Origin of the sequence: Paraburkholderia sp. BR10954, assembly GCF_040965775.1 — a bacterium.
Classification (GTDB): Bacteria; Pseudomonadota; Gammaproteobacteria; order Burkholderiales; family Burkholderiaceae; genus Paraburkholderia; species Paraburkholderia youngii.
The window spans coordinates 38,118-57,443 of the sequence record NZ_JBFRCK010000039.1 but is presented as its reverse complement, the minus strand read 5'-3'; the positions used below and the strand labels follow the sequence as shown (position 1 = coordinate 57,443).

The 19,326-nt window shown below is 59.2% G+C and carries 19 protein-coding genes; 15 read left to right on the top strand and 4 right to left on the bottom strand.

Going from position 1 to position 19,326, the window contains the following annotated elements; genetic code table 11:
* Positions 1 to 138: 138 nt before the first annotated feature.
* A complete protein-coding gene (locus AB4Y34_RS34990) occupies positions 139 to 1,227 on the bottom strand; it encodes a porin (protein WP_176384059.1) in 1,089 nt (362 codons plus the stop codon).
* Between the two features lie 1,061 nt (positions 1,228 to 2,288).
* Here AB4Y34_RS34990 and AB4Y34_RS34985 point away from each other — a divergent pair.
* From AB4Y34_RS34985 to AB4Y34_RS34965, 5 genes are all read left to right on the top strand, one after another.
* Complete coding sequence (locus tag AB4Y34_RS34985; protein ID WP_368718629.1) at positions 2,289 to 2,792, top strand: hypothetical protein; 504 nt, start codon at positions 2,289 to 2,291, stop codon at positions 2,790 to 2,792.
* A gap of 23 nt (positions 2,793 to 2,815) precedes the next feature.
* Complete coding sequence (locus AB4Y34_RS34980) at positions 2,816 to 3,337, top strand: DoxX family membrane protein (RefSeq protein WP_176384053.1); 522 nt, start codon at positions 2,816 to 2,818, stop codon at positions 3,335 to 3,337.
* A gap of 167 nt (positions 3,338 to 3,504) precedes the next feature.
* Positions 3,505 to 4,485, top strand: a complete 981-nt coding sequence (locus AB4Y34_RS34975; protein ID WP_368718628.1) for a TRAP transporter substrate-binding protein — start codon at positions 3,505 to 3,507, stop codon at positions 4,483 to 4,485.
* 95 nt (positions 4,486 to 4,580) lie between these two features.
* The gene (locus tag AB4Y34_RS34970; RefSeq protein WP_176384048.1) at positions 4,581 to 5,936 is read left to right on the top strand and encodes an MFS transporter; all 1,356 of its coding nucleotides are present in this window, start codon (positions 4,581 to 4,583) and stop codon (positions 5,934 to 5,936) included.
* Between the two features lie 15 nt (positions 5,937 to 5,951).
* Positions 5,952 to 6,152, top strand: coding sequence for a hypothetical protein (locus AB4Y34_RS34965; protein ID WP_176384045.1), 201 nt, complete (start codon positions 5,952 to 5,954; stop codon positions 6,150 to 6,152).
* Positions 6,153 to 6,306: 154 nt separating this feature from the next.
* Here the strand turns inward: AB4Y34_RS34965 and AB4Y34_RS34960 are convergent, their stop codons facing one another.
* On the bottom strand, positions 6,307 to 7,215 hold the full coding sequence (locus AB4Y34_RS34960; protein WP_255209021.1) for a tripartite tricarboxylate transporter substrate binding protein: 909 nt from the start codon (positions 7,213 to 7,215) through the stop codon (positions 6,307 to 6,309).
* 740 nt (positions 7,216 to 7,955) lie between these two features.
* On the opposite strand from AB4Y34_RS34960, the gene AB4Y34_RS34955 reads away from it, so the two are divergent.
* From AB4Y34_RS34955 to AB4Y34_RS34925, 7 genes are all read left to right on the top strand, one after another.
* Positions 7,956 to 9,074 (top strand): porin, encoded by a 1,119-nt coding sequence (locus AB4Y34_RS34955; protein ID WP_368718627.1) that lies wholly within the window; start codon positions 7,956 to 7,958, stop codon positions 9,072 to 9,074.
* 285 nt (positions 9,075 to 9,359) lie between these two features.
* Positions 9,360 to 9,899 (top strand): MarR family winged helix-turn-helix transcriptional regulator, encoded by a 540-nt coding sequence (locus AB4Y34_RS34950; RefSeq protein WP_176384036.1) that lies wholly within the window; start codon positions 9,360 to 9,362, stop codon positions 9,897 to 9,899.
* Between the two features lie 342 nt (positions 9,900 to 10,241).
* The gene (locus tag AB4Y34_RS34945) at positions 10,242 to 11,807 is read left to right on the top strand and encodes a methyl-accepting chemotaxis protein (RefSeq protein WP_176368724.1); all 1,566 of its coding nucleotides are present in this window, start codon (positions 10,242 to 10,244) and stop codon (positions 11,805 to 11,807) included.
* 104 nt (positions 11,808 to 11,911) lie between these two features.
* Positions 11,912 to 12,385 (top strand): hypothetical protein, encoded by a 474-nt coding sequence (locus AB4Y34_RS34940; protein WP_368718626.1) that lies wholly within the window; start codon positions 11,912 to 11,914, stop codon positions 12,383 to 12,385.
* The gene (locus tag AB4Y34_RS34935) at positions 12,382 to 12,555 is read left to right on the top strand and encodes a hypothetical protein (protein WP_368718625.1); all 174 of its coding nucleotides are present in this window, start codon (positions 12,382 to 12,384) and stop codon (positions 12,553 to 12,555) included. Before AB4Y34_RS34940 ends, AB4Y34_RS34935 begins: the two co-directional genes overlap by 4 nt.
* A gap of 334 nt (positions 12,556 to 12,889) precedes the next feature.
* Positions 12,890 to 13,918 (top strand): helix-turn-helix domain-containing protein, encoded by a 1,029-nt coding sequence (locus AB4Y34_RS34930; RefSeq protein ID WP_176384026.1) that lies wholly within the window; start codon positions 12,890 to 12,892, stop codon positions 13,916 to 13,918.
* Positions 13,919 to 13,922: 4 nt separating this feature from the next.
* On the top strand, positions 13,923 to 15,164 hold the full coding sequence (locus tag AB4Y34_RS34925) for a Zn-dependent hydrolase (protein WP_368718624.1): 1,242 nt from the start codon (positions 13,923 to 13,925) through the stop codon (positions 15,162 to 15,164).
* 8 nt (positions 15,165 to 15,172) lie between these two features.
* On the opposite strand, the gene AB4Y34_RS34920 is transcribed toward AB4Y34_RS34925, so the two are convergent.
* On the bottom strand, positions 15,173 to 15,478 hold the full coding sequence (locus AB4Y34_RS34920) for a panthothenate synthetase (protein WP_368718623.1): 306 nt from the start codon (positions 15,476 to 15,478) through the stop codon (positions 15,173 to 15,175).
* Between the two features lie 134 nt (positions 15,479 to 15,612).
* Positions 15,613 to 16,236, bottom strand: a complete 624-nt coding sequence (locus AB4Y34_RS34915) for a methylated-DNA--[protein]-cysteine S-methyltransferase (RefSeq protein ID WP_368718622.1) — start codon at positions 16,234 to 16,236, stop codon at positions 15,613 to 15,615.
* A gap of 299 nt (positions 16,237 to 16,535) precedes the next feature.
* Here AB4Y34_RS34915 and AB4Y34_RS34910 point away from each other — a divergent pair, with 299 nt between their 5' ends.
* The 3 genes from AB4Y34_RS34910 to AB4Y34_RS34900 all read left to right on the top strand — a co-directional run bounded on the left by AB4Y34_RS34910 (position 16,536) and on the right by AB4Y34_RS34900 (position 19,297).
* Entirely contained in the window at positions 16,536 to 17,915 is a 1,380-nt protein-coding gene (locus tag AB4Y34_RS34910) for a leucine-rich repeat-containing protein kinase family protein (protein ID WP_368718621.1), read from the top strand.
* Positions 17,912 to 18,892 (top strand): substrate-binding domain-containing protein, encoded by a 981-nt coding sequence (locus AB4Y34_RS34905; RefSeq protein WP_176384019.1) that lies wholly within the window; start codon positions 17,912 to 17,914, stop codon positions 18,890 to 18,892. Before AB4Y34_RS34910 ends, AB4Y34_RS34905 begins: the two co-directional genes overlap by 4 nt.
* 81 nt (positions 18,893 to 18,973) lie before the next feature.
* Positions 18,974 to 19,297 (top strand): hypothetical protein, encoded by a 324-nt coding sequence (locus tag AB4Y34_RS34900; RefSeq protein ID WP_368718620.1) that lies wholly within the window; start codon positions 18,974 to 18,976, stop codon positions 19,295 to 19,297.
* The last annotated feature ends 29 nt before the right edge of the window (positions 19,298 to 19,326 follow it).

Genomic DNA, 19,326 nt, shown 5'->3' with positions numbered 1-19,326 from the left:
ACCGAGAACAGATCATGCACGTGTTGATCGATGAGCGAGAGCGTATAAGCGGGACGATCATCGACGTTTCGGTAAGCAGAGGCCTATGAATAAAAAAAGCCCACTCGAAGCGGGCTTTTTTCACAGGAGTAGGAAGGCTTAGAAGCGCGTTGCCAAACCTAGGCCGATTGCCGTGACATTGGCGTGGTAGCCGGTCGGGGCACCGAGACCACCGGGCGGGTAGATCGTTTGGTGCGCGATCCCGCTGTTCCAGAGCTTCTTGAAGAAGCCGTACAGCATCGTCGCCTTCGAGAGCTGGTACGTGTAACCGACAGCAGCCGATCGAATCGCCCAATTGCCAGTTACCGGACCGTTTGTGCTGGCATAGGTAATGTTCTGGTCGCTCAGTCCGCCGTAAGAAGCGCGAATGGTGCCGAATGGGCCGGTCGGAATCGTGACACCGGCTTGCCAGCCCTTATCGGTCTGGCCCGGATCATTCAGACGCACTTGGTACGTACCGTAGAGCGCGACGAAGTTGAAGTCGTATCTCACACCCAAGACGTGTTCGTATGTATTGCGTGCAATGGTCGCTGACGGTTGCAGGCTGTGGCCGAAGCCGTAGCTCGTGAGCAACGGGCCGTTGGCGTAGGTAAGAGTCGCGAGTTGGTAGTGCGTCGCGTTCTGCAGACCTTGATTGTTGCCCCACGAATACGCTGCCGTGCCATTCAGACCCCTCCACGTCGGCGACGAATACTGGATGGTATTGTCCTGGCGAGCCGGATCTTGCAGCATGTTGAAAATCCACGGACGCGGTTCTTCGCCGCCAATCGAGCCGAGCGGCGAGGCTGCTGCCAGCAGCATCGGGTCGAAAGTGCCGCCCCATTCGTAGCCGGCCGTTTGCAAGCGACCTGCAATGATCTGGCCGAAGTCGCGGCTGTCGATGCCGACGTAGGCGCGACGCCCGAACAGACGTCCACTCTGGCCGGACGTGCCGTTGTTGATGTTGAAGCCGCTTTCGAGCACGGCGATCGCTGACAGACCGCCGCCCAGATCTTCCTTCGCGCGAATGCCCCAACGGGAACCACCGGCACCGCCGCTGTTCATGCTGATGACGTGTTGGCCTTCGGAGTTTCCGAAGTAGCCGATGAATGCATCGGCGACGCCATACAGCGTCACGCTGGTCTGTGCCTGTGCCATCACAGGCGCGATTGCTGCCGTAACGGCGCAGCTAACGAGCAGTTTACGCAATTCCAGTGTCTCCTATTTGTGGATGTTAATTTGTAGAGTGGTCGACGTTGCACAAGGGCGGGGCGATGCACAACAGTACGCATGCAAAATAATATACGATGTTGCATATAACAGGGGGAAAATTTCAGAAGTGTTGTGTTCGAGGGTATTCCCTGGATGACAGCTGATGCTCGCTATTTTCCTCTGTGGTCATTGATTGGGATTGCAAAGGAAAAAGAAACGGTGCAGAGCGATTCTTCAAAAGAAAAAGATAGAGCACCATTGGTTGAAGGCGTCTAAGGCCGGCATGGTGAAAGGCCCGCGGGTGAAGCTGTTTTCGGCGGAACAGAAGGCACTTACAGCGGGAATCTTCCGGCGCGCATTCTATCGGCAATTGCGGCGCGCCTCGATGCCGCGCGATCCATCGAACGCCTCGCTCTGGCCGTGGCCGTCCTCGAAATTCCTCCGCTGACACAGGACAGCGCCGAACGATATGCGCTTGGTGATCCGTTAGGTTCGACTACCCCGAGAGCGCGATACGCGCAGGCGCGATCGTGGCGCAATGGCATGAGGCGGCCGGCGCTCCAACTGGTCAGATGCCCCAGTAGTAACGTAGCCGCAACACCCCGGTCATCCGGCGTCGGGCGCTGCAAGGGCCAATGCCGGTGGTGGATCGTGTTCGCTCGTGGATTGAATTTTCCTGTCTACCTATCCGGGTGAGGACTCGGGCATTACGGAAGGCCGAGGATGGCAAGGCTTTTGCCACCATGCCGCGTCAACTATCCCGGCATACGGGTTCCTTGCCACTGCCCGACTCACTGCTGACGGATTCGTCAGCCCCAAAACCGACCTTGCCGCCCGCCCGGCGCCGTCGCTCCCCGCGGATTACATTGCTCGCGAACGAAATGTCGCGTACATCAAATAGCACCTATCCGCCAACAACGGAAATAGGGAAACCCCGACGTTTACACACGATGTTTCGACCTATACGATTCGTTAGGCTAAATTAAATACAAAAACGCAGGACCGAACCATCTCAAGCCGAAGCGTTTCACTCTTCACAATGCTTTCAAGGAGGCAGGATGTCGAATAACCAAGGGGTTCTCTCCTCGGGGGGTATCGCCACGCGTATCAACGTGTGGATGGACAGCATGACTGGACGCGTGGTCACGGCAATCGTGGGCTTCCTGTTCATCGCGCAGATCGCTCACGGTTTGCATTCGGATCCGCGTTGGCACTGGCATGCGGGCACCGGCAAACTGCCGCATGACATCGTTCAGGAGTTCATGGACCTGGCCTATACGGAGGGCAAGGGCGCCGAAGCGTACAAGACTTACTTTTCGGAAAAGGCTGTTGATAACGCGCCGAACACGATCGATCATCAGGATGGCGGACCCATTCCCCACGAAGTGAAGAAGATCATCGTCCAAGGCATGGACGTCGCGGTCTACCAGAAGATCGGCGCCACCCGTGGCCAACCGGCGCAAGACGTTGTCGATGTCTACGAGATCAGCGGGTCTGGCTGGATCATTCGCCATGATCGCATTACGCAACAGAAGGCGGCGCCTGTGCAGGCTGCGAACTAAACAGCAAAGGACGAAAGCACACTATGGACAACGATGATCGCAAAACGATGCCGCAACTCATCGGCAAAGTCATCCTGACGTTCTGCCGGCTGTATCTTGGCGGCTGGATGGTCGTCAGCGGTACCAGCTACTGGCGTACGGCTCTCGGCATGTCGCCGATCTTCCCGCAACCGTTCGGCACGCTGCCCGAGTCGAATGAGCTGCTGGTCACGATGGTTCACACGCACTTTTTCCATATCGTGAAGACGTGCGAAATTCTGGGTGGCCTTTCGCTCATTCTCGGTATCTTCGTCCCGGTCGGCCTGCTTATGCTTCTGCCGGTGTCGTTCGTCGTCTGGTACAACGCGATCGTGTTGAACCATCGCTTCGACAAGATGTTCACGCCGTACATGGGCGTTGGTTGCCTATATATGAACCTGATTCTGATGGTCTGGTACATCAAGTACTACCTGCCGATGATGACGTTCAAAACCACGATCGGCCGCATCGGCGACTGGAAGAAGCTGCCAAAAATTTTCAAGTCGGCCGCTGTTGATCTGATCTGATTTCGGATGTGAAGTGAGGGATTTGGCTACGTTGCTTCGGTAACGTAGCTTTTTTTGTTTAAATATTTGGCGATATTTCCTGGAACATGACGAAAAGATTTTTACGTCTTAAATCGGGTTGGTCATTGAGCCGAGTTTGTGGCGATATCAGTGGTGCGATATTTGGCATGCTGTTGATCGTGCAGCCGTTGATCGCGCATGAGCAGCCTGTTCAAACGCTCACGATCGTAGAGTATCGAGCGCATATGTCGCCGGACCAGCCGACAATGCGCGGCATGGCCAGGTTCGCAGATATCGTGAACCGGGAGTCTCACGGTCGTCTGGCGGTGAGCGTGAGCGCCGATACAGTACCGGGTTCGCCGGGTGAGCAGATCAAAACATTGCAGGCAGGTGGCCCGGGGGCCCCGGATTTGATGCTGCTGGTAACGCCGGCATTGCGTCATCTCGTGCCCGAATTCGAGATCATGGATCTGCCGTATGTTGTCCGCAGCGAACCTCAGGCGCAGGCACTGCTCGATGGTCCGTTCGGACAAACTCTGTTGTCGCGCCTCGAGGGTCACGGTTTGACGGGTCTCGCTTGGTGGGAGAACGGCTTCCGACAGATCACGACGTCGGGCCAGCCGTTCCGGCACGCGCTCGATCTGGCGAACCGGCCGGTTCGCGTGATCCCGGAACCCGCGTTCGTTGAGACGTTCAAGGTCTTGGGCGCTGACGTCGTGGGACTTCCGTATTCTGAACTATACGGAGCATTGAAGAGTGGACGCATCGTTGCGGAAGATAACTTCTATTCGCAGATCTTGGCCGGTCACCTTTATGATGTTCAATCGGCCGTTTCGGTCACGAATCACTCATACAGCGCCATTGCTGTGGTTGCCAATTCGGCGGTCTGGCAGAAGTTGACGGTGCGGGATCGAAATGTTTTACAACACGCTGCGATAGAAGCTGGGCGCTTTGAGCGCGATCTGATTCGAGAACAGGCGAAAACCGATCGTGCTGAGCTTGAGCGTCACGGAATGACGGTTCATATCGTCGCGACGGATGAAATAGCAAAGATGGACACCCTTACAGATCCCGTCAGGCAGCAATTCTTCCGCAACTACGATCCCACGATTGTCGATATGTATCGACGTCAAATAGCGAAACGCTAGACAATCCGGTGCTTGAGAAAAATATAACAATTGAGGATGCGCGAGACTCCACCCAGGAGTCTCGATCTGCATCCAGGCGTACGCGACTGATTCCAATGATCGTCGCGGTGCCGATGTTTTTGCAGAGTCTCGATACCTCGATATTGGGCACGTCTCTCCAGTCGATTGCCGCTTCCCTGAATGTCGAGATACTTCATCTCAACTTCGCTATAACCGCCTATCTGTTGAGCCTCGCACTGTTCCTCCCGGCAAGCGGGTGGCTCACCGATAGGTTCGGAACGCGGCGCGTATTCTGTTCGGCAGTCGCCATCTTCTCACTGGCATCCGCACTATGCGGCGCGGCCACCTCGATCACTGAAATCGTTCTATTCCGGGTCTTGCAAGGTCTTGGCGGCGCCATGATGGTGCCTGTAGGGCGCCTGATTTTGCTGCGAAGTATTCCGGCAACGCAGCTGGTGGCAGCGATGGTGTGGTTTACAGTTCCCGGCGCCATTGGGCGTGTGATTGGGCCGCTACTGGGTGGGCTGATCGTCACGATGGGCTCGTGGCGATGGATCTTTCTGCTCAACATTCCATTCGGTGTATTGGGCATCCTCCTGTCGTTGAAATTTGTGCCGGATTCGCGCTCGGAGAAGTCTGAGCCGTTCGACATGACGGGATTCATTCTGATGGCGATAGGGCTTTCGGGCATCGTATGTGGTCTGGAAACCGTCGGCCGCAATTTCGTCCCTATGAGCGTGACGATTGGAATCACGGCTATTGGGGTTCTGGCAATGGTCGCATACGGGCTTTATAGCCGTGGACGTCTCGATGTCATTATCCCTCTCAAGATTTTTGGATATAAAGCGTTTAGCATCACGACGATCGGCGGCATTCCGCTCAGACTCGCGGTCGGCTCGGCTCCAATCTTCGTACCGCTGCTCTTGCAGGTCGGCTTGAGATTGACGCCCATTCAATCCGGCTTGATGAGCGCCTGGCTCTCTGTCGGCGCATTCGGTGTCCGTCCAATCATGGATCGTGCAATAAGGAAATTCGGATTCAGGCCGATCATGATGCTGGGCGCCGCGATGACGGGCGCGACATTCGCTTGCTATGGCTTGTTCAGACCGACGACGTCGGTTGGGCTTATGTGCTTCGTGCTGTTCGTAGCGGGTATCGTCAATTCTCTGGGGATGATAACTATGAATACGGTTGGCTATTCCGGCATTCCTAAGACCTTGATGAGTAAGGCCACGGCACTTTCGACAATGATGCAGCAGACGTCGATCAGTTTTGGTGTCGCAGTCTGCGCATCATGCCTGACGATCACCGCGCAGGTTCATGGGCACAGCGCGGATCATCTGGTAATCGACGATTTCCCGATGACATTCTTCGTTGTCGGGGCCTTTACCCTGTTGTCGGTCGTGGCATTCGCCGGTCTTCCCTGGGAGGAAGGCCAGGAACTGCGCTAGATTACGAGAAACGATATGAGCTATTCCTTTAAATCACACGCAAATACGTATCCGGGATCAAGTGATTACGGTCGAGACCTGGCGGATCACTTCGGTGCTTTCGATGCAGAATTTTACGACCGGCGCGTGGCCGATCCAGCAGCCGAACTTCAGGTGACGCCGCGAGATGAAGCGCGCGAAAATTCACGAGGGCGGCAGGTTAGCGCTCGCGAGTGATCAACGCGATTGGACGGCTCGGAAGTGTGACGGGTACTGAGGAGAATCCCCGTAGCCTCCAGTTGCGACAGGAGATGGATGAGCGACAAAAGAAAAAAGCTCGATGCCTTTTCAGAACATCGAGCCCCAGTTGCTATACACGCAATGAACAACGTTACTTCGCGGGCTGGCTCAGCTTGTCGTGGTCAGTGGCGATAACCTTCGCATAGTCAGCGGATGCGAGATAAGCGGCCTGGTGACCGTTGACGTTCAGCGCCTTCTGGACGTTCGGGTCCTGCACTGCCATCTTCACCGCATCGGCGATCTTATCGCGGACCGGCGCCGGAAGATCCTTCGGTGCCAACACACCCGTATGCGACGCGAAATCGAAGCCTGGGAACATTTCGCCGAGTGCGGGAACATTCTGAATCTCGGGAATACGGCGCGAACCCAGGACCGCGAGCACACGCATCTTGCCGGCCTTGATCTGCGGCGCCGCCATTTCGTACGGAATCTCTATCATTTGCACCTTGCCGCTCAAGAGCGCCGGGATCTGTTCAGCGTCGCTCCTGTAGGCGGTATGAATCATTTTGACGCCCGCACGCTTCTGGAACGCCACCATCGCCAGATATTCACGCGACGTGGTGCCTGTCGATCCAAACATGTAGCAGTTCGGATTGTCCTTTAGACGGCTGATGAGATCGGCGTAGTCCTTGATGTCGGTGCCGCTCAAACCGGCGCCGTTGCCCGCGACCAGGACCAGGCCCGCGTGACCGGTGACCTGTGCCACCGGAGTCAAATCCTGGCGTGCGCCGTCCACTTGATCCGTATCGCCGACGAGAAGCGTCAGTCCGTCAGCGGGCGCTGCTTTTGCTGCCGACACCGCAGCTGCGTCCGCCTGATTTTCGACGACAACATCGGTGCCCAGCGCCTTGCTCAATGCGGGTGCCAGTGCGCGTGCAACCAGGTCCGAATTCTGGTTCGGCCCGGCAGCGATCAGCTTGACCGGCGCCGACTTCGCCGGTGCTTTGGCGATAGAGGCTTTGACGGGTGCCGTCTGTGCCGCGAAGCCACGACTCGACATCGTGATGCCGGCGACTGCGGCGAAAGCGAGTGCCGCACCGACGAAGATTTTTCGATTCGCGTTCAAGTCAGTCTCCTTTATGTTGGGTTACAGATGCGATGCGCGCAATTTTGTATTCAAAAAAGACTACCATTGTACTAGGGCAAACGCGTACGATGCGTCACGAGTGCGAGCGCCGACGCCCCGCGAATTCCCTTGTGCCCCCGGACAATTTGCGACGCGCGACCGGAAAGTCAGGCCCCAGGGTTTTTACCGGAGGAGGGTCGTTGACATTGTAGGCTCTCGTAAATACTATTTTGACTGATGATAACGAATTCAAAGATAGTGCGCACGATGACGTCGGGGTGTGGTGCGAATCCGGTTGTGGCAGGTCGCGCATCCCGCGGCCGATCTGAGCAATCGATTCGCATGCAAGAACGCAACATCCTTATCGCCAACGTGCCGAGCTCCGCCATTCGTCACGCCGAGACCGGCTCCCCTCTCTATTAGGCCGCTGCCTCCGTACAGCTGGCGCCGGCCACGGCTCGCACGATTCATGAGTTGCTTCGGGTGTTCAACTGGGACCCGGACGCCCGCACTGGATGCTGCACAACTTCGGGAGGACAACCGACCAGCGAAACAATTCACCCGCAGTCAGTCTCAAAGATCACATATAACAATCAGGAGAATGTATGAATCACCAGGGGGTCGGGAGGAAACGCCGATGGGCCACGGTACCGTTGGCATGCGCATCAGTTTGCATGAGCATGACGGCCGCGCATGCGCAAAGTAGCGTGATGCTTGGTGGATTCCTTGACGAAGGGATCGCTACCTATCGTGATTCAGGTGGGTCACGTTTGTTTCAAATGCAGGATTCCGCCATTTTTCCGACCAAGTTCTTCTTCCGCGGGAGCGAGGACATGGGGGGCGGCCTGCGCGCCAACTTCAGCCTCGACTCGATGATCAGCCTAAGCACAGGGGGTCTTGATCCGCAGTCGCGCGGCGCGATGTTCGAGAACTCGTCGTGGGTCGGACTGAGTCAAGCAGGGATTGGCAGCTTCCGCCTCGGGCGGCAGAACGACTTCGCCTTCGACTATTACCTGCTCGGCGGTATCGACCCGGCCACGGGCATCGCTGGCGGTATGCTGAACTTTCGCACCGGTAGCTTCGGTGCCGACCTGCTCGGGGTTTCGGGTCCAGCCCAGATCGCCGGTGCCGTCTCAGGCGGGCCGTTCGCACCTATCACAACGAACGGCCAGATCACTGGGTTAGCGGCCATCAACTGGGATCGTGTCGGCGGCAAACGAATGTCGAATGCCGTCAAGGTCGTCTCCGAGGAATATGCCGGGCTGTCTGTTGGCTTGATGTATAGCTTCGGCGGCGCGGCGGGGGACTTCAACAACGGGGCTGGAAAGAGCGCCGCGATCAACTTCAGGAATGGGGAAACGCGTGCTGCCGTTGTTTACACCGAGCAGAACTACGCGCCGGTCAACAACGGGCATAGTGGCATCGCCAACCTGCTCGCCGGCGCAAGGACGAAGTACGCCCATTTCACGGTCTCGGGGATGTACAGCCAGGCGCGCAACACCCATACGGGTGCCAGGATTTATGCGCTTGCAGGTGGCGTCGGGTATGACTTCTCACCAGCATGGAACCTCGGCGGCGCTTACACCTACGAAAATGGTAACGAGCTGCTGAAGAACGTGACGATCAACCAGGCCGCATTGCAGTTGACATACACGTTGTCGAGACGCACCTCGCTCTATGCCGCTGGTGTATTTCAACGCACCAATGGCGCATATGCTGCAGAAATCGGGAACATCGTGGCAAACGGCAATATCCAGTCAGTTTTTCAGCTTGGCATGATGCATCGATTCTGATGCTTGATTGAGAGCGGCGGCGATGAGTATGTTTTCGTCATCATCGCTGCCGTGCTCTTCACGGATATGCAATAGCAAAAAGTCCCCCGATCAAGCGCAGAAAGTGCCACGAGGGCTTTTTCGTCTACTATGATAGTATACAAGTTAGAATTATAAATAATTCAGTGCGCCGGACACGCAGTAGCGGCGCGGGACCGACCGATCAACCATAGTACGAGGTAGTGTTCGGACGTATAGGCGCAAACCCGACGTCTGGTTCCGATTACATTTGAAGGAGCGGCAGATATGAAGAGCGAGGAGGACCTACCCCTAAGCCATGCGGTTGAAGCCTCAGCTTTGAATTGGCTAACCGGTTTTGTTGCCGTCGACAAGGCGGTCTCGGAGTCTGCTGATCGACATCTGAAGTCATCGCTTGGAATTTCATCTGCGCAGGCTAAGGTCATCATTTGCCTCGCTGGACGGCAATTCATGACGCAGGTTCAACTCGCCCGCCGGCTGAATTACGATATGGGGTCGCTATCCCGACTCATTCCGCGTCTCATCGACGCTGGAATTGTAATGAGGTCCCGGCATCCAGACGACTGTCGCTGCTGGTGCGTTCAGCTTACGGGAAGCGGAGTGGCCATGGTCGCGAAGATCACCGCGTTTCTCGGGGCAACTGACCAGAAATTGATTAGCCTCTTAACCGAGGACGAAGCAGATATTTTCATGGTGTTGCTCAAGCGCTTACTCGTGAATTCCGCAACTCATGGGGCAGCCGATGTCTCGGCAGTTGCCTCGACGGTCAGCCCGAGGTCCTTCGGCGCCATTGGCGCACCGGCGTGACCGACAACGCTCTCTCCTTCGCACTACAACGTGGCCAGCGCATATCTAATCCTGCGCGTCCGTGCCTTCGCCGTTATCGACGATCGGCTTCTCGCGCGTGCGCCCGATGATCGTCTCGGTCGATGCCGCTATCCGGAGGCCGCATCCACGGACAGGAAAAGCCGAGCACACCGGCCATCGTTGGCGCCCGTGCTGCGTTAACTTCGCCTTAGCGGTCGAAAGATTTCGCGAGTCCGGCGCTATCACATCAGACCGGATTTCACAATCATGCTTGCCCCCTATCCATACTCAGGGGATTTATGCCGAAATCCAAGGTTATACAATCAATGTAGGCAAAAAAACATGCTAATGCTTCTTCGCAATCTCAAAGTACGCAACCGGCTGTTTGTTAGCTTCGCAATCGTTATCCTGCTGTTATGCGGTGCCGCGGGATTTGCGCTTTTCCAGGCGCATCGGATCGAATCGCATCTAGTGGACATCAAACAGAATTGGATGGAGTCGATCAAAACGATTGCTGATCTTCGTCTGGCCCTCAGTACGGATCGTCGCGCCACGCTGGGTCTGGTGTTGTCTGATTCCAAACAAGCCAAAGATACCAATGCGGCGATTCGGACCCAAGCCCTGGATCAGCTGAGACAGGGTGTCAATCACTATGAGAAAAACGCGCTGCCGGGCGAGGATCGTCAGTATTTCGAGAACGATAAGAAGGCAATTGCTGCGTATGCGGTGATCAACAAAGAACTCTACACACTTGCAATGACTGACAATCCAGATCTTGCTACCGCGCGGGTGCTCGCCAACACCAAGATCTTTGATGTCTTCAAGGCCACCGAGAACACGCTCAGCGCCCATATGGACTTCATCCAAAAGAATGCGGATGAAGCTGCGGAAAACGCCATTCACGACTACGACATGGCCCTGATGCTGACATTCACCGTGATCTGTATCGCTATCATTGCGACGGTATATGTCTGCAACACGGTTGCCACATCAATCGTCTTCCCGTTAAATGACGCCGTAAGAATTGCCGAAGCAGTTGCGTCGGGGGATTTGACGTCACAGGTCAGGGTGCATTCCGATACTGAACTCGGCCAATTGATGCGTGCGCTTCGCAGCATGAATGAAAGTCTCGTGGATATCGTGAAGCAAGTCCGGTCCGGTAGCGAGGCCGTATTGACCGGCGCATCCGAAATCGCGGCAGGTAACGAGAATCTGAGTCAGCGCACCGAGGAACAGGCGGCGTCTCTCGAACAGACGGTAGCTTCGATCCAGCAGTTGACGGCGACCGTGGAGAACAACGCGGCGAATGCCAGACAGGGCCTCAAACTCGCGCAGACTACATCCGATTTGGCAAACGGCGGTGGAGAGGTCATGAAAGTGGTCGTGACCACCATGTCAGGCATTGCCGATCAATCCAGGAAAGTCGCCGACATCATTGCGACTATCGAGGGTATCGCCTTTCAGACCAATATCCTGGCCCTTAACGCGGCGGTTGAAGCTGCACGTGCTGGCAACGAAGGTCGTGGCTTCGCCGTCGTTGCCCAGGAGGTCCGCACGCTGGCTCAACGCTCGGCATCGGCCGCCAAGGAAATCAAGGAATTGGTCAGCAATTCCGTCACCCGCGTTGATCAGGGATCTCAGCTGGTGAACGATGCCGGGTCAAAAATTAACGAGGTGGTGAGTGAGTTCGCCCACGTATCGACCCTGATGGAGGAGATCACCCATGCATCCGATGACGGCCACCGGGGCATCATGGAGATAAACAAGGCAATCGGCGAAATCGATACCGTGACCCAGCACAACGCAGCCCTGGTCGAAGAGGCCGCTGCCGCTGCCCGTGGCGTTCATGCGGAAGCTGAACGCCTACAGTCACTGGTTACCAACTTCAAGATCGCACGCGCTATTTGATTCACGGTCTTTGGACACCCCCGGTTGACTCCTCACGATGCCTTTCAGGGAGTGAGTAAAAGGCCGATGGCAAAATTTCTAATCCGCGAAAGGATACAAAAGCGATGAAAATAGCAAATGAATCACCTTGGAAGTTCGTCGTCATGTGGATGAGGCTATATTTCGCATTCCACTATCTCTCTTCCGGGCTGAACTTCGTGGTTTTCAGATACATTCCGGATTTCAGCCACGCGGGAAAAGTGGGCACTTATATAGGCGCTATGGCAGATATCGGCTTCTACCAAATGGTCAAATATCTGGAAGTTGTGCTTGGCTCCATGCTGCTGCTAAACATCGGGGTGCCGCTGGCATTGATCATAATGGCCGGCGTCAGCGTCACCATTGTCTTCCTCAACCTTTTCGTTTCGCCAGATCCGCGCGAACTGTTCACCGGCTTCCAGGAGTTGCTCTTGAACGGAGGACTCTTGCTAGCGTACGGAGGGTACTATGCAAATTTTTGTCGCGTCAAAGCAGAGCCTTTTTGGTTTTGGGACGGAATGCGGAAGCGGGGAGATTTCGACGCAAGGAGCCAATCGTGAATAAAGATTTTCTGGTGGTCTTTTCCATCATTGCCGTTGCAGTTTTGATAGTAATTTCGACGTCCACCATTTTCTTTGCGCGGCACTTGCGTTTTTATGATTATGGGCCTCCATTGGGGGCAGGGCTATTCACGTTGGCGGCAATGCTTCGAGCAGCGATCAAACGATAGCTGCTGGATGCGCGTGCGTTCATTTGAAACGGTTTACGTTTCGAAGCGGTTATAAAAAATAACATGGCCTCTGTCTGGAGGCCATTTTTTATGTTGTTCGGCCCGACCGCGAGTGCCTGCGACATGGACGAAGGCGAGTTTGAGCGGCGGCATGAGAGGCCTTGCGCAAAGAAAAAAGACTTTGTAGGCTGGTGCTGATGCCTGTCAGGCATGAGCGGAGCGGGGGCACATGAGCTTCGACGGCCACGGCATCGACGCACTAGCAACAGGCTCATGACGTTTTCGCCAACCGCGGCGATCATGCCGCGCACACTACAAAACCGGCGGAGAGACCTTGACGACCGATCAGGCAGCCAACCGCACCGCGACCGCGGCCGCAGCGATGCCAGCGGCTTTCGACTACACCCACTTCGACACTTACACCACGGCGCCGCGCGCGCAATTGCCTATGTGGCGCGAGCGCGTCGGCCATTTTCTCGACGTGCCGATCTCGCGCCGGCAACTCGCCGACGGCTTTCGCGGCAGCATCGACACCTATCGCGCCGGCGGCATGGCCTTCACGGATTGCCGCACCGATCCGGTCGCGCAAGCGCGCTCGGTCGCGCGCATTTCGACCGATAACGTGCGCCAGCTCGTGTTTCACGTGGCCGTCGAAGGGACCTTCGAGACGACCACCGGCCTCTATCCGAAGCGCGTCGCGCTGCAAACGCGGCCGAGCATCCTCGCGCTCGACATGAATCAGCCGATGCAGATGACGCGGGGGCCGTGCCGCCTGGTCGCGCTGTTCGTACCGCGCCATCTGATCGATCCGGTGCTGCCGGAAGCGGAGTCGATACATGGCCGCATGATCGAATATGAAACGCCGCTTGCGCGGCTGATTCCCGCGCATCTGGCCGATCTATGCCGCAGGTTGCCCACGATGGACGCGCCCGCGGCGCAGGAAGCGTTCCACACCTGCGCGTTGCTGATGGCGGCGGCGTTCGGCAAGGAGACGGGCTTGACCGGCGGTGCGCGCGCGGTGGCACGCACCGCGATGTTCGCGGCGGCGCGCCGCTATATCGACGCGAATCTCGGCCAACCTGATCTGACCGTGGACAGCGTGCTGGCCATGTCGCAGCTGTCGCGGCCCACGCTGTATCGATTGTTCGAGCCGGAGGGCGGGCTCCACGCGTATATTCGCAACCGGCGCCTGCGCGAGGCGGCCGACGAACTGTATCGCCACCCGCGCAGGCCGGTGATCGACGTCGCGTACGGCTGGGGCTTCAATAGCGCGTCGGATTTCAATCGCGCTTTCAGACGCGCGTACGATATGTCGCCGGGCGATTTTCGCGCGGCCGCATCCGCAATCAATTCAGGGAGATGACAACGTGGTAAAGATCGATCCGGACCGGCTGATGGCCGACCTCAAACGGCTGCGCGGCTTTGGCGCGGCCGGTCCCGGCGTGGTCCGGCTCGCGCTGTCGCCGATCGATCTTGCGGCACGCGAATGGCTGGTCGGCAGGATGACGGAGGCGGGGCTCGACGCGCGCATCGACGGCGTGGGCACCGTGTTCGGACGCGCGCGCAACAGCGGTCCCGCGCTCGTGATCGGTTCACACACGGACACGCAGCCGACCGGCGGCTGGCTCGATGGCGCAATGGGCGTGATCTACGGGCTCGAAATCGCCCGCGCGCTCGCGGAGAACGACGCGACGCGGCACCTCGCCGTCGACGTCGCGTCGTGGATCGACGAGGAGGGCACGTTCTCGGGCCTGCTCGGTAGCCGCAGCTTCGTCGGCGAGGCGGTCGACGAATCGATTCGCGGCGCGACCAACCGGCAGGGCGAACGTCTCACCGATGTACTGGCGGCGGCGGGCCTCGCGGGCCGGCCGCGTGCGCGTTTCGAGGCAGGGCGCCAGGTCGCGTATCTGGAGCCGCATATCGAGCAGGGCGGGCGGCTCGAAGCGATCGGCAAGTCGATCGGCGTGGTCACGACGATCGTCGGGCTGCGCGAATCGCGGCTGCGCTTCACGGGTCAGCGCAACCATGCGGGCACGACGCCGATGGCGATCCGCCGCGACGCGGGCGCGGCGCTCGTCGCATTCATCGCGCGGATGAACGACGCGTTCACGCAACTGGCCGACGCGGATACCGTCTGGACCGTGGGCCGCATCGATCTCGATCCGGGCTCGATGAGCGTCGTACCCGGCGCTGCCGACATGTACCTGCAATTCCGCGCCGCGAACCCCGCACGGCTTCAGGCAATGGAGCACGCGCTCGCGGATCTGGTGCGCGACTTCAATGCGCACAACGCCGTAAGCGTCGACTTGCAGACGATCGACGAGCCGATCGAGCCCGTCAGCATGGACGCCACGCTCGCGGAGCACATCGCGCGAGCCGCCGAAGCGATCGCGCCGGGCCAGTGGCTGCGCATGCCGAGCGGTGCCGCACACGACGCGCAGGTGATCGCGCGTTGCATGCCGGCCTGCATGATGTTCATGCCGAGCATCGGCGGCGTGAGTCACGACTTCATCGAGGACACGGCCGAGGAGCATATCGTGCTCGGCTGCCAGGTCGCCGCGACGGCCGCGGCTTCGATACTGCTGCAGCTATCGGCGGGGCATTCCTGAGGGCCGCGCTACTTCCACTTGTCGCCTAGCGTGTCGAGGCCGGCTTTCATCAGATCATCGGGCAGCATCGCGATGCGCAGTTCGCACTCGGCGTCGAGCTTCAGGAACCACGGTTCGGCGAGTGCGGGGATCGCCGATGCATCGGCGACATCCACGACCGCCACCGCGCCGCGTTTGCCCTGCTGCTCGGTGAAGTAGATGGCTTCCGGCTTCATGTCCTCGAGGATCTTTTGCATCAGCTCGCCGATTCGGCCTTCGCGCACGAGTGTGCCGAACGGTTCGTTCGGTATTTGTATGGTGAGAAGCATGCGCATGTCATCCTCCTGTTCGATACCTCAACGGGCATCTCAAGGATAGGTGTTGCATGCGCGGCCGAGGGCGTTGATCGCGGACGAAGCATCGGCGATTACGGCCGACGGGTGGCGCGTTGTGCTGTGTCTGCGCGGCTTCAGCTACCGAACAGCGATCCCTGCATCCCCCGGCTCGGCGGGTGATGCGCCGGTTTCGCGGGTGCAGCGTCCCTGACCGGCCGCGCTGCCTTTCCTTCCGGCGCGGGCCGTTGCGCGTCATCGGCCGCTGCTTCGAGCGACGTCTGCCCCGCCTCCAAGGAAAGCAGCAGCATCTTGTTGGCGAGGCCGCCGGCGAACCCCGTCAGCTCGCCCGACGCGCCAATCACGCGATGACACGGCGCGACGATCGAAATCGGATTCCGGCCATTTGCCGCGCCCACCGCGCGCACTGCATTGAGCTTGCCGATCTGCTGCGCGATCTCCGAGTAGCTGCGCGTCTGGCCGAACGGGATGGTCAGCAGCGCGCGCCAGACCTGCTTCTGGAACTCGGTGCCCTGAAAATCGAGCGGCAGATCGAAGGTCTGGCGCGTGCCCGCGAAGTACTCGCGCAATTGCCGCTCGGTTTCGACGAGCACCGCCAGCTCGTTCGCTTCGCTCATTTCGCCGAGTCGCACGCGGTTCGGCTTGTCGTGTTCCCATAGAATCGCGGCAAGGCATTCGCCTTTCGCCACGAGCTTCAACTGACCGAGCGGCGAATCGATCAACTTGTATGCGTACGTCACTTTCTCAGGCTCCTGACAGGGTGCAGGCGCAAGGCCCGCGAGACGGACGTGCTCGGACGACCGGACGCGGAAAGCCGTATGAAGGCTGCGCCGATACTTGGGAGTGTCCCGCTCGCGTCGCCTGAACGCCCTCCGGATATTGCTGTCTTATTTGCATTCGACACGGCCGCGACTATCGTGAGCGTCGCGGCGATCACGTCACTGTACCGCAGAGAAGCCCAGATGGCCTTTGACTCAGTAAAATCGATAGCTTCGGTACGACGCGCTGCGCGCGCTACCCGATCTTCTTTCCCACGACTGTGACCACGACTTTAGAACAACTGCGGGCCGGGCAACTGGCGGGTACGCGCGAACTCAAACTCGCGTGCGGTGTCAGCGAATTTCCGCGCGAGATTTTCGATCTCGCCGATACGCTCGAAGTGCTCGACCTGTCGAACAATGCACTGACGACGCTGCCCGACGATCTGCCGCGCCTGCGCAAACTGCGCATCCTGTTCGCGTCCAACAACCCGTTCACCGAACTGCCCGGTGTGCTCGGCGAATGCGCGCAATTGAGCATGATCGGCTTCAAGTCGAATCGCATCCGCGAGGTGCCGGCGAGCGCGCTGCCGCCGCTGTTGCGTTGGCTGATTCTGACCGACAACGACATCGAAAGCTTGCCCGCGGAACTCGGCCGCTGCACGCAACTGCAGAAGCTGATGCTCGCCGGCAACCGGCTGCGCGCGCTGCCCGAGGAACTGGCCGCATGCACGCGGCTCGAACTGCTGCGGCTCGCGGCGAATCGGTTCGACGCGTTACCGCATTGGTTGCTGCGTCTGCCGCGGCTTGCGTGGCTCGCGTATGCGGGCAATCCGTTCAACGCGGCGCTCGAACAGGCGGCGCTCATCGGCACACCGATCAGCGGCATTCGCTGGGATGCATTGCGGCTCGAACGGCCGCTGGGCGAGGGCGCATCGGGCGTCATCTATCGCGCGGCGCTGCACGCGGACCACGAACCCGCGCCGCGTGCGGTCGCCGTCAAGCTGTTCAAGGGCGCGGTGACGAGCGACGGTTTGCCCGACTGCGAAATGGCTGCTTGCATTCGCGGCGGCGAACATGCGAACCTGATTCCCGTGCTCGGCAAGGTGATCGGGCATCCGTCGGACACGCATGGCCTCGTGATGGGATTGATCGATCCGCGCTTCGCCAGTCTGGCCGGTCCGCCGAGCCTCGCATCGTGCACCCGCGATATCTATCGCGACGACGCGTGCTTCGACCTCGAGACGATGCTCGGTATCGCTAGCGGCATCGCGAAGGTCGCGAGTCATCTGCATCGGCGTGGCGTAATGCATGGCGATCTGTACGCGCACAATATCCTGCACGGCGGCGCGGGGCGCGCGCTGCTCGGCGATTTCGGCGCGGCGTCGTTTTTCGATGCCGGCGATCGCGAGCTCGCTATCGCGTTGCAGCGGCTCGAAGTGAGGGCGTACGGCTGTCTGCTCGAAGAACTGCTGGAGCGTTGCGACGCGCAAGCGGACATCGCCGGGCAACTGGCCGCGTTGAAGACGCGTTGTCTGAGCGAAGACATCGACAGCCGGCCGCTGTTCGACGAAATCGTCGCCAGCGTCGCGTCGTTCGATCGGCACATCCGCAACCAGTCCGTTCGCAACCAGCACCTCCGCGAAGGAGTCAAGCCATGACGCAGAACATGCGCCGCCGCGTGCTGCTCGCGGGCGCGCTGGCAGCAACCGGTCTCACCGGCGTCGCGCGATTCGCGGACGATGCCCATGCCCAGGTACCGCCCGGCACGAAGCCGAAGATCGCGCTCGTGCTCAAATCGATGTCGGACCCGTTCACGGTCGCGATGGTCGACGCCGCGCGCAATTACCAGCAGCACTTCTCGTCGCAATTCAGCCTGACGATTCGCGGCACGGCCAAGCAGACCGACACCGCCGCGCAGATCCGCATGGTCGACGAGATGATCAGGGCGAAGATGAACGCGATCGTGATCGCGCCGACCGACTCGAAGGCGCTGATCCCGGTGATTGCACGCGCGATCAAGGCCGGCATCATCACGATCACGATCGACAACCCGCTCGACGACGCGACGCAGGCGGCCGCCGGCATCTCGGTGCCGTTCGTCGGGCCGAACAATCGCAGCGGCGCGAAGCAGGTCGGCCAGTATCTGGCCACGCGGCTGAAGCCCGGCGATCAGGTCGGCATCATCGAAGGCATTTCGGTGAGCAGCAATGCGCAGCAACGCACGGCCGGCAGCCGCGACGCGATGGATGCGGCGAAGGTGCAGGTCGTCGCGGTCGAGTCGGGTAACTGGGAGTACGGCAAGGGCCGCGACGTGGCCGCGAAGATGCTGGCCGAGCATCCGCAGCTTCGCGCGCTGTTATGCGGCAACGACAACATGGCGATGGGCGCGGTCGACGCGATTCGCGACGCAGGCCGCGGCGGCGGTGTCTACGTCACCGGCTACGACGCGATCGATGCGATCAAGCCGCTGCTCGCCGACGGCCGCGTGCTCGCGACGATGAACCAGTTCGCCGACCGCCAGACCGTGTTCGGCATCGACTTCGCATTAAAGGCGGTGACCGAGCGACGCAAGCAGCGCGAGCTGTCGAGGGTGATCGAGACGCCGCTGCAACTGGTGACGGCCTCGAAACGTTGAGGCGGGGCGCGCGATTGCGCCGCTTGCCGCCGCGCGTCGAACACCGATAGCAGGTCGAGTGCGCGGCCCGCGCCGGATTGGATGGCCGGCATCAACCACGGCGTGCCCGCGCTCGGCATCGACGCGGCCTTACTGCAGAAGCTGCTGGGCGGCGCGGTCGCGATTGCCGTGCTGGTCGCCAATTGCTATCTGTTGCTGAGGCTTTCGCTGCGCTGGCAGACTACCGTCGTGCGGTGCGAACTCGCGTTGCTGGTCGTGCTGTTCTTCTCGACGTTCAATCTGAGCTTCGAATTCATCGAGCGCAAGATCGGCTACCTGGTGCTGCAAGGCGCGACCACCACGCTCTATATCTCGGCGATCTCGATCGCGCGTATCGAACGCCGCTTCAGGAGGTCCGCGCGATGACGCCGGTCGCGGCGTTTTTTTTCCGTGTC

What these genes read in the sequence shown, in the direction of transcription:
- AB4Y34_RS34985 (WP_368718629.1), top strand. Translation starts at nt 2,289, where the DNA reads ATGTCGAATAACCAAGGGGTTCTCTCCTCGGGGGGTATCGCCACGCGT.
- AB4Y34_RS34980 (WP_176384053.1), top strand. Translation starts at nt 2,816, where the DNA reads ATGGACAACGATGATCGCAAAACGATGCCGCAACTCATCGGCAAAGTC.
- AB4Y34_RS34975 (WP_368718628.1), top strand. Translation starts at nt 3,505, where the DNA reads ATGCTGTTGATCGTGCAGCCGTTGATCGCGCATGAGCAGCCTGTTCAA.
- AB4Y34_RS34970 (WP_176384048.1), top strand. Translation starts at nt 4,581, where the DNA reads ATGATCGTCGCGGTGCCGATGTTTTTGCAGAGTCTCGATACCTCGATA.
- AB4Y34_RS34965 (WP_176384045.1), top strand. Translation starts at nt 5,952, where the DNA reads ATGAGCTATTCCTTTAAATCACACGCAAATACGTATCCGGGATCAAGT.
- AB4Y34_RS34960 (WP_255209021.1), bottom strand. Translation starts at nt 7,215, where the DNA reads ATGTCGAGTCGTGGCTTCGCGGCACAGACGGCACCCGTCAAAGCCTCT.
- AB4Y34_RS34955 (WP_368718627.1), top strand. Translation starts at nt 7,956, where the DNA reads ATGAGCATGACGGCCGCGCATGCGCAAAGTAGCGTGATGCTTGGTGGA.
- AB4Y34_RS34950 (WP_176384036.1), top strand. Translation starts at nt 9,360, where the DNA reads ATGAAGAGCGAGGAGGACCTACCCCTAAGCCATGCGGTTGAAGCCTCA.
- AB4Y34_RS34945 (WP_176368724.1), top strand. Translation starts at nt 10,242, where the DNA reads ATGCTAATGCTTCTTCGCAATCTCAAAGTACGCAACCGGCTGTTTGTT.
- AB4Y34_RS34940 (WP_368718626.1), top strand. Translation starts at nt 11,912, where the DNA reads ATGAAAATAGCAAATGAATCACCTTGGAAGTTCGTCGTCATGTGGATG.
- AB4Y34_RS34920 (WP_368718623.1), bottom strand. Translation starts at nt 15,478, where the DNA reads ATGCGCATGCTTCTCACCATACAAATACCGAACGAACCGTTCGGCACA.
- AB4Y34_RS34905 (WP_176384019.1), top strand. Translation starts at nt 17,912, where the DNA reads ATGACGCAGAACATGCGCCGCCGCGTGCTGCTCGCGGGCGCGCTGGCA.
- AB4Y34_RS34900 (WP_368718620.1), top strand. Translation starts at nt 18,974, where the DNA reads ATGGCCGGCATCAACCACGGCGTGCCCGCGCTCGGCATCGACGCGGCC.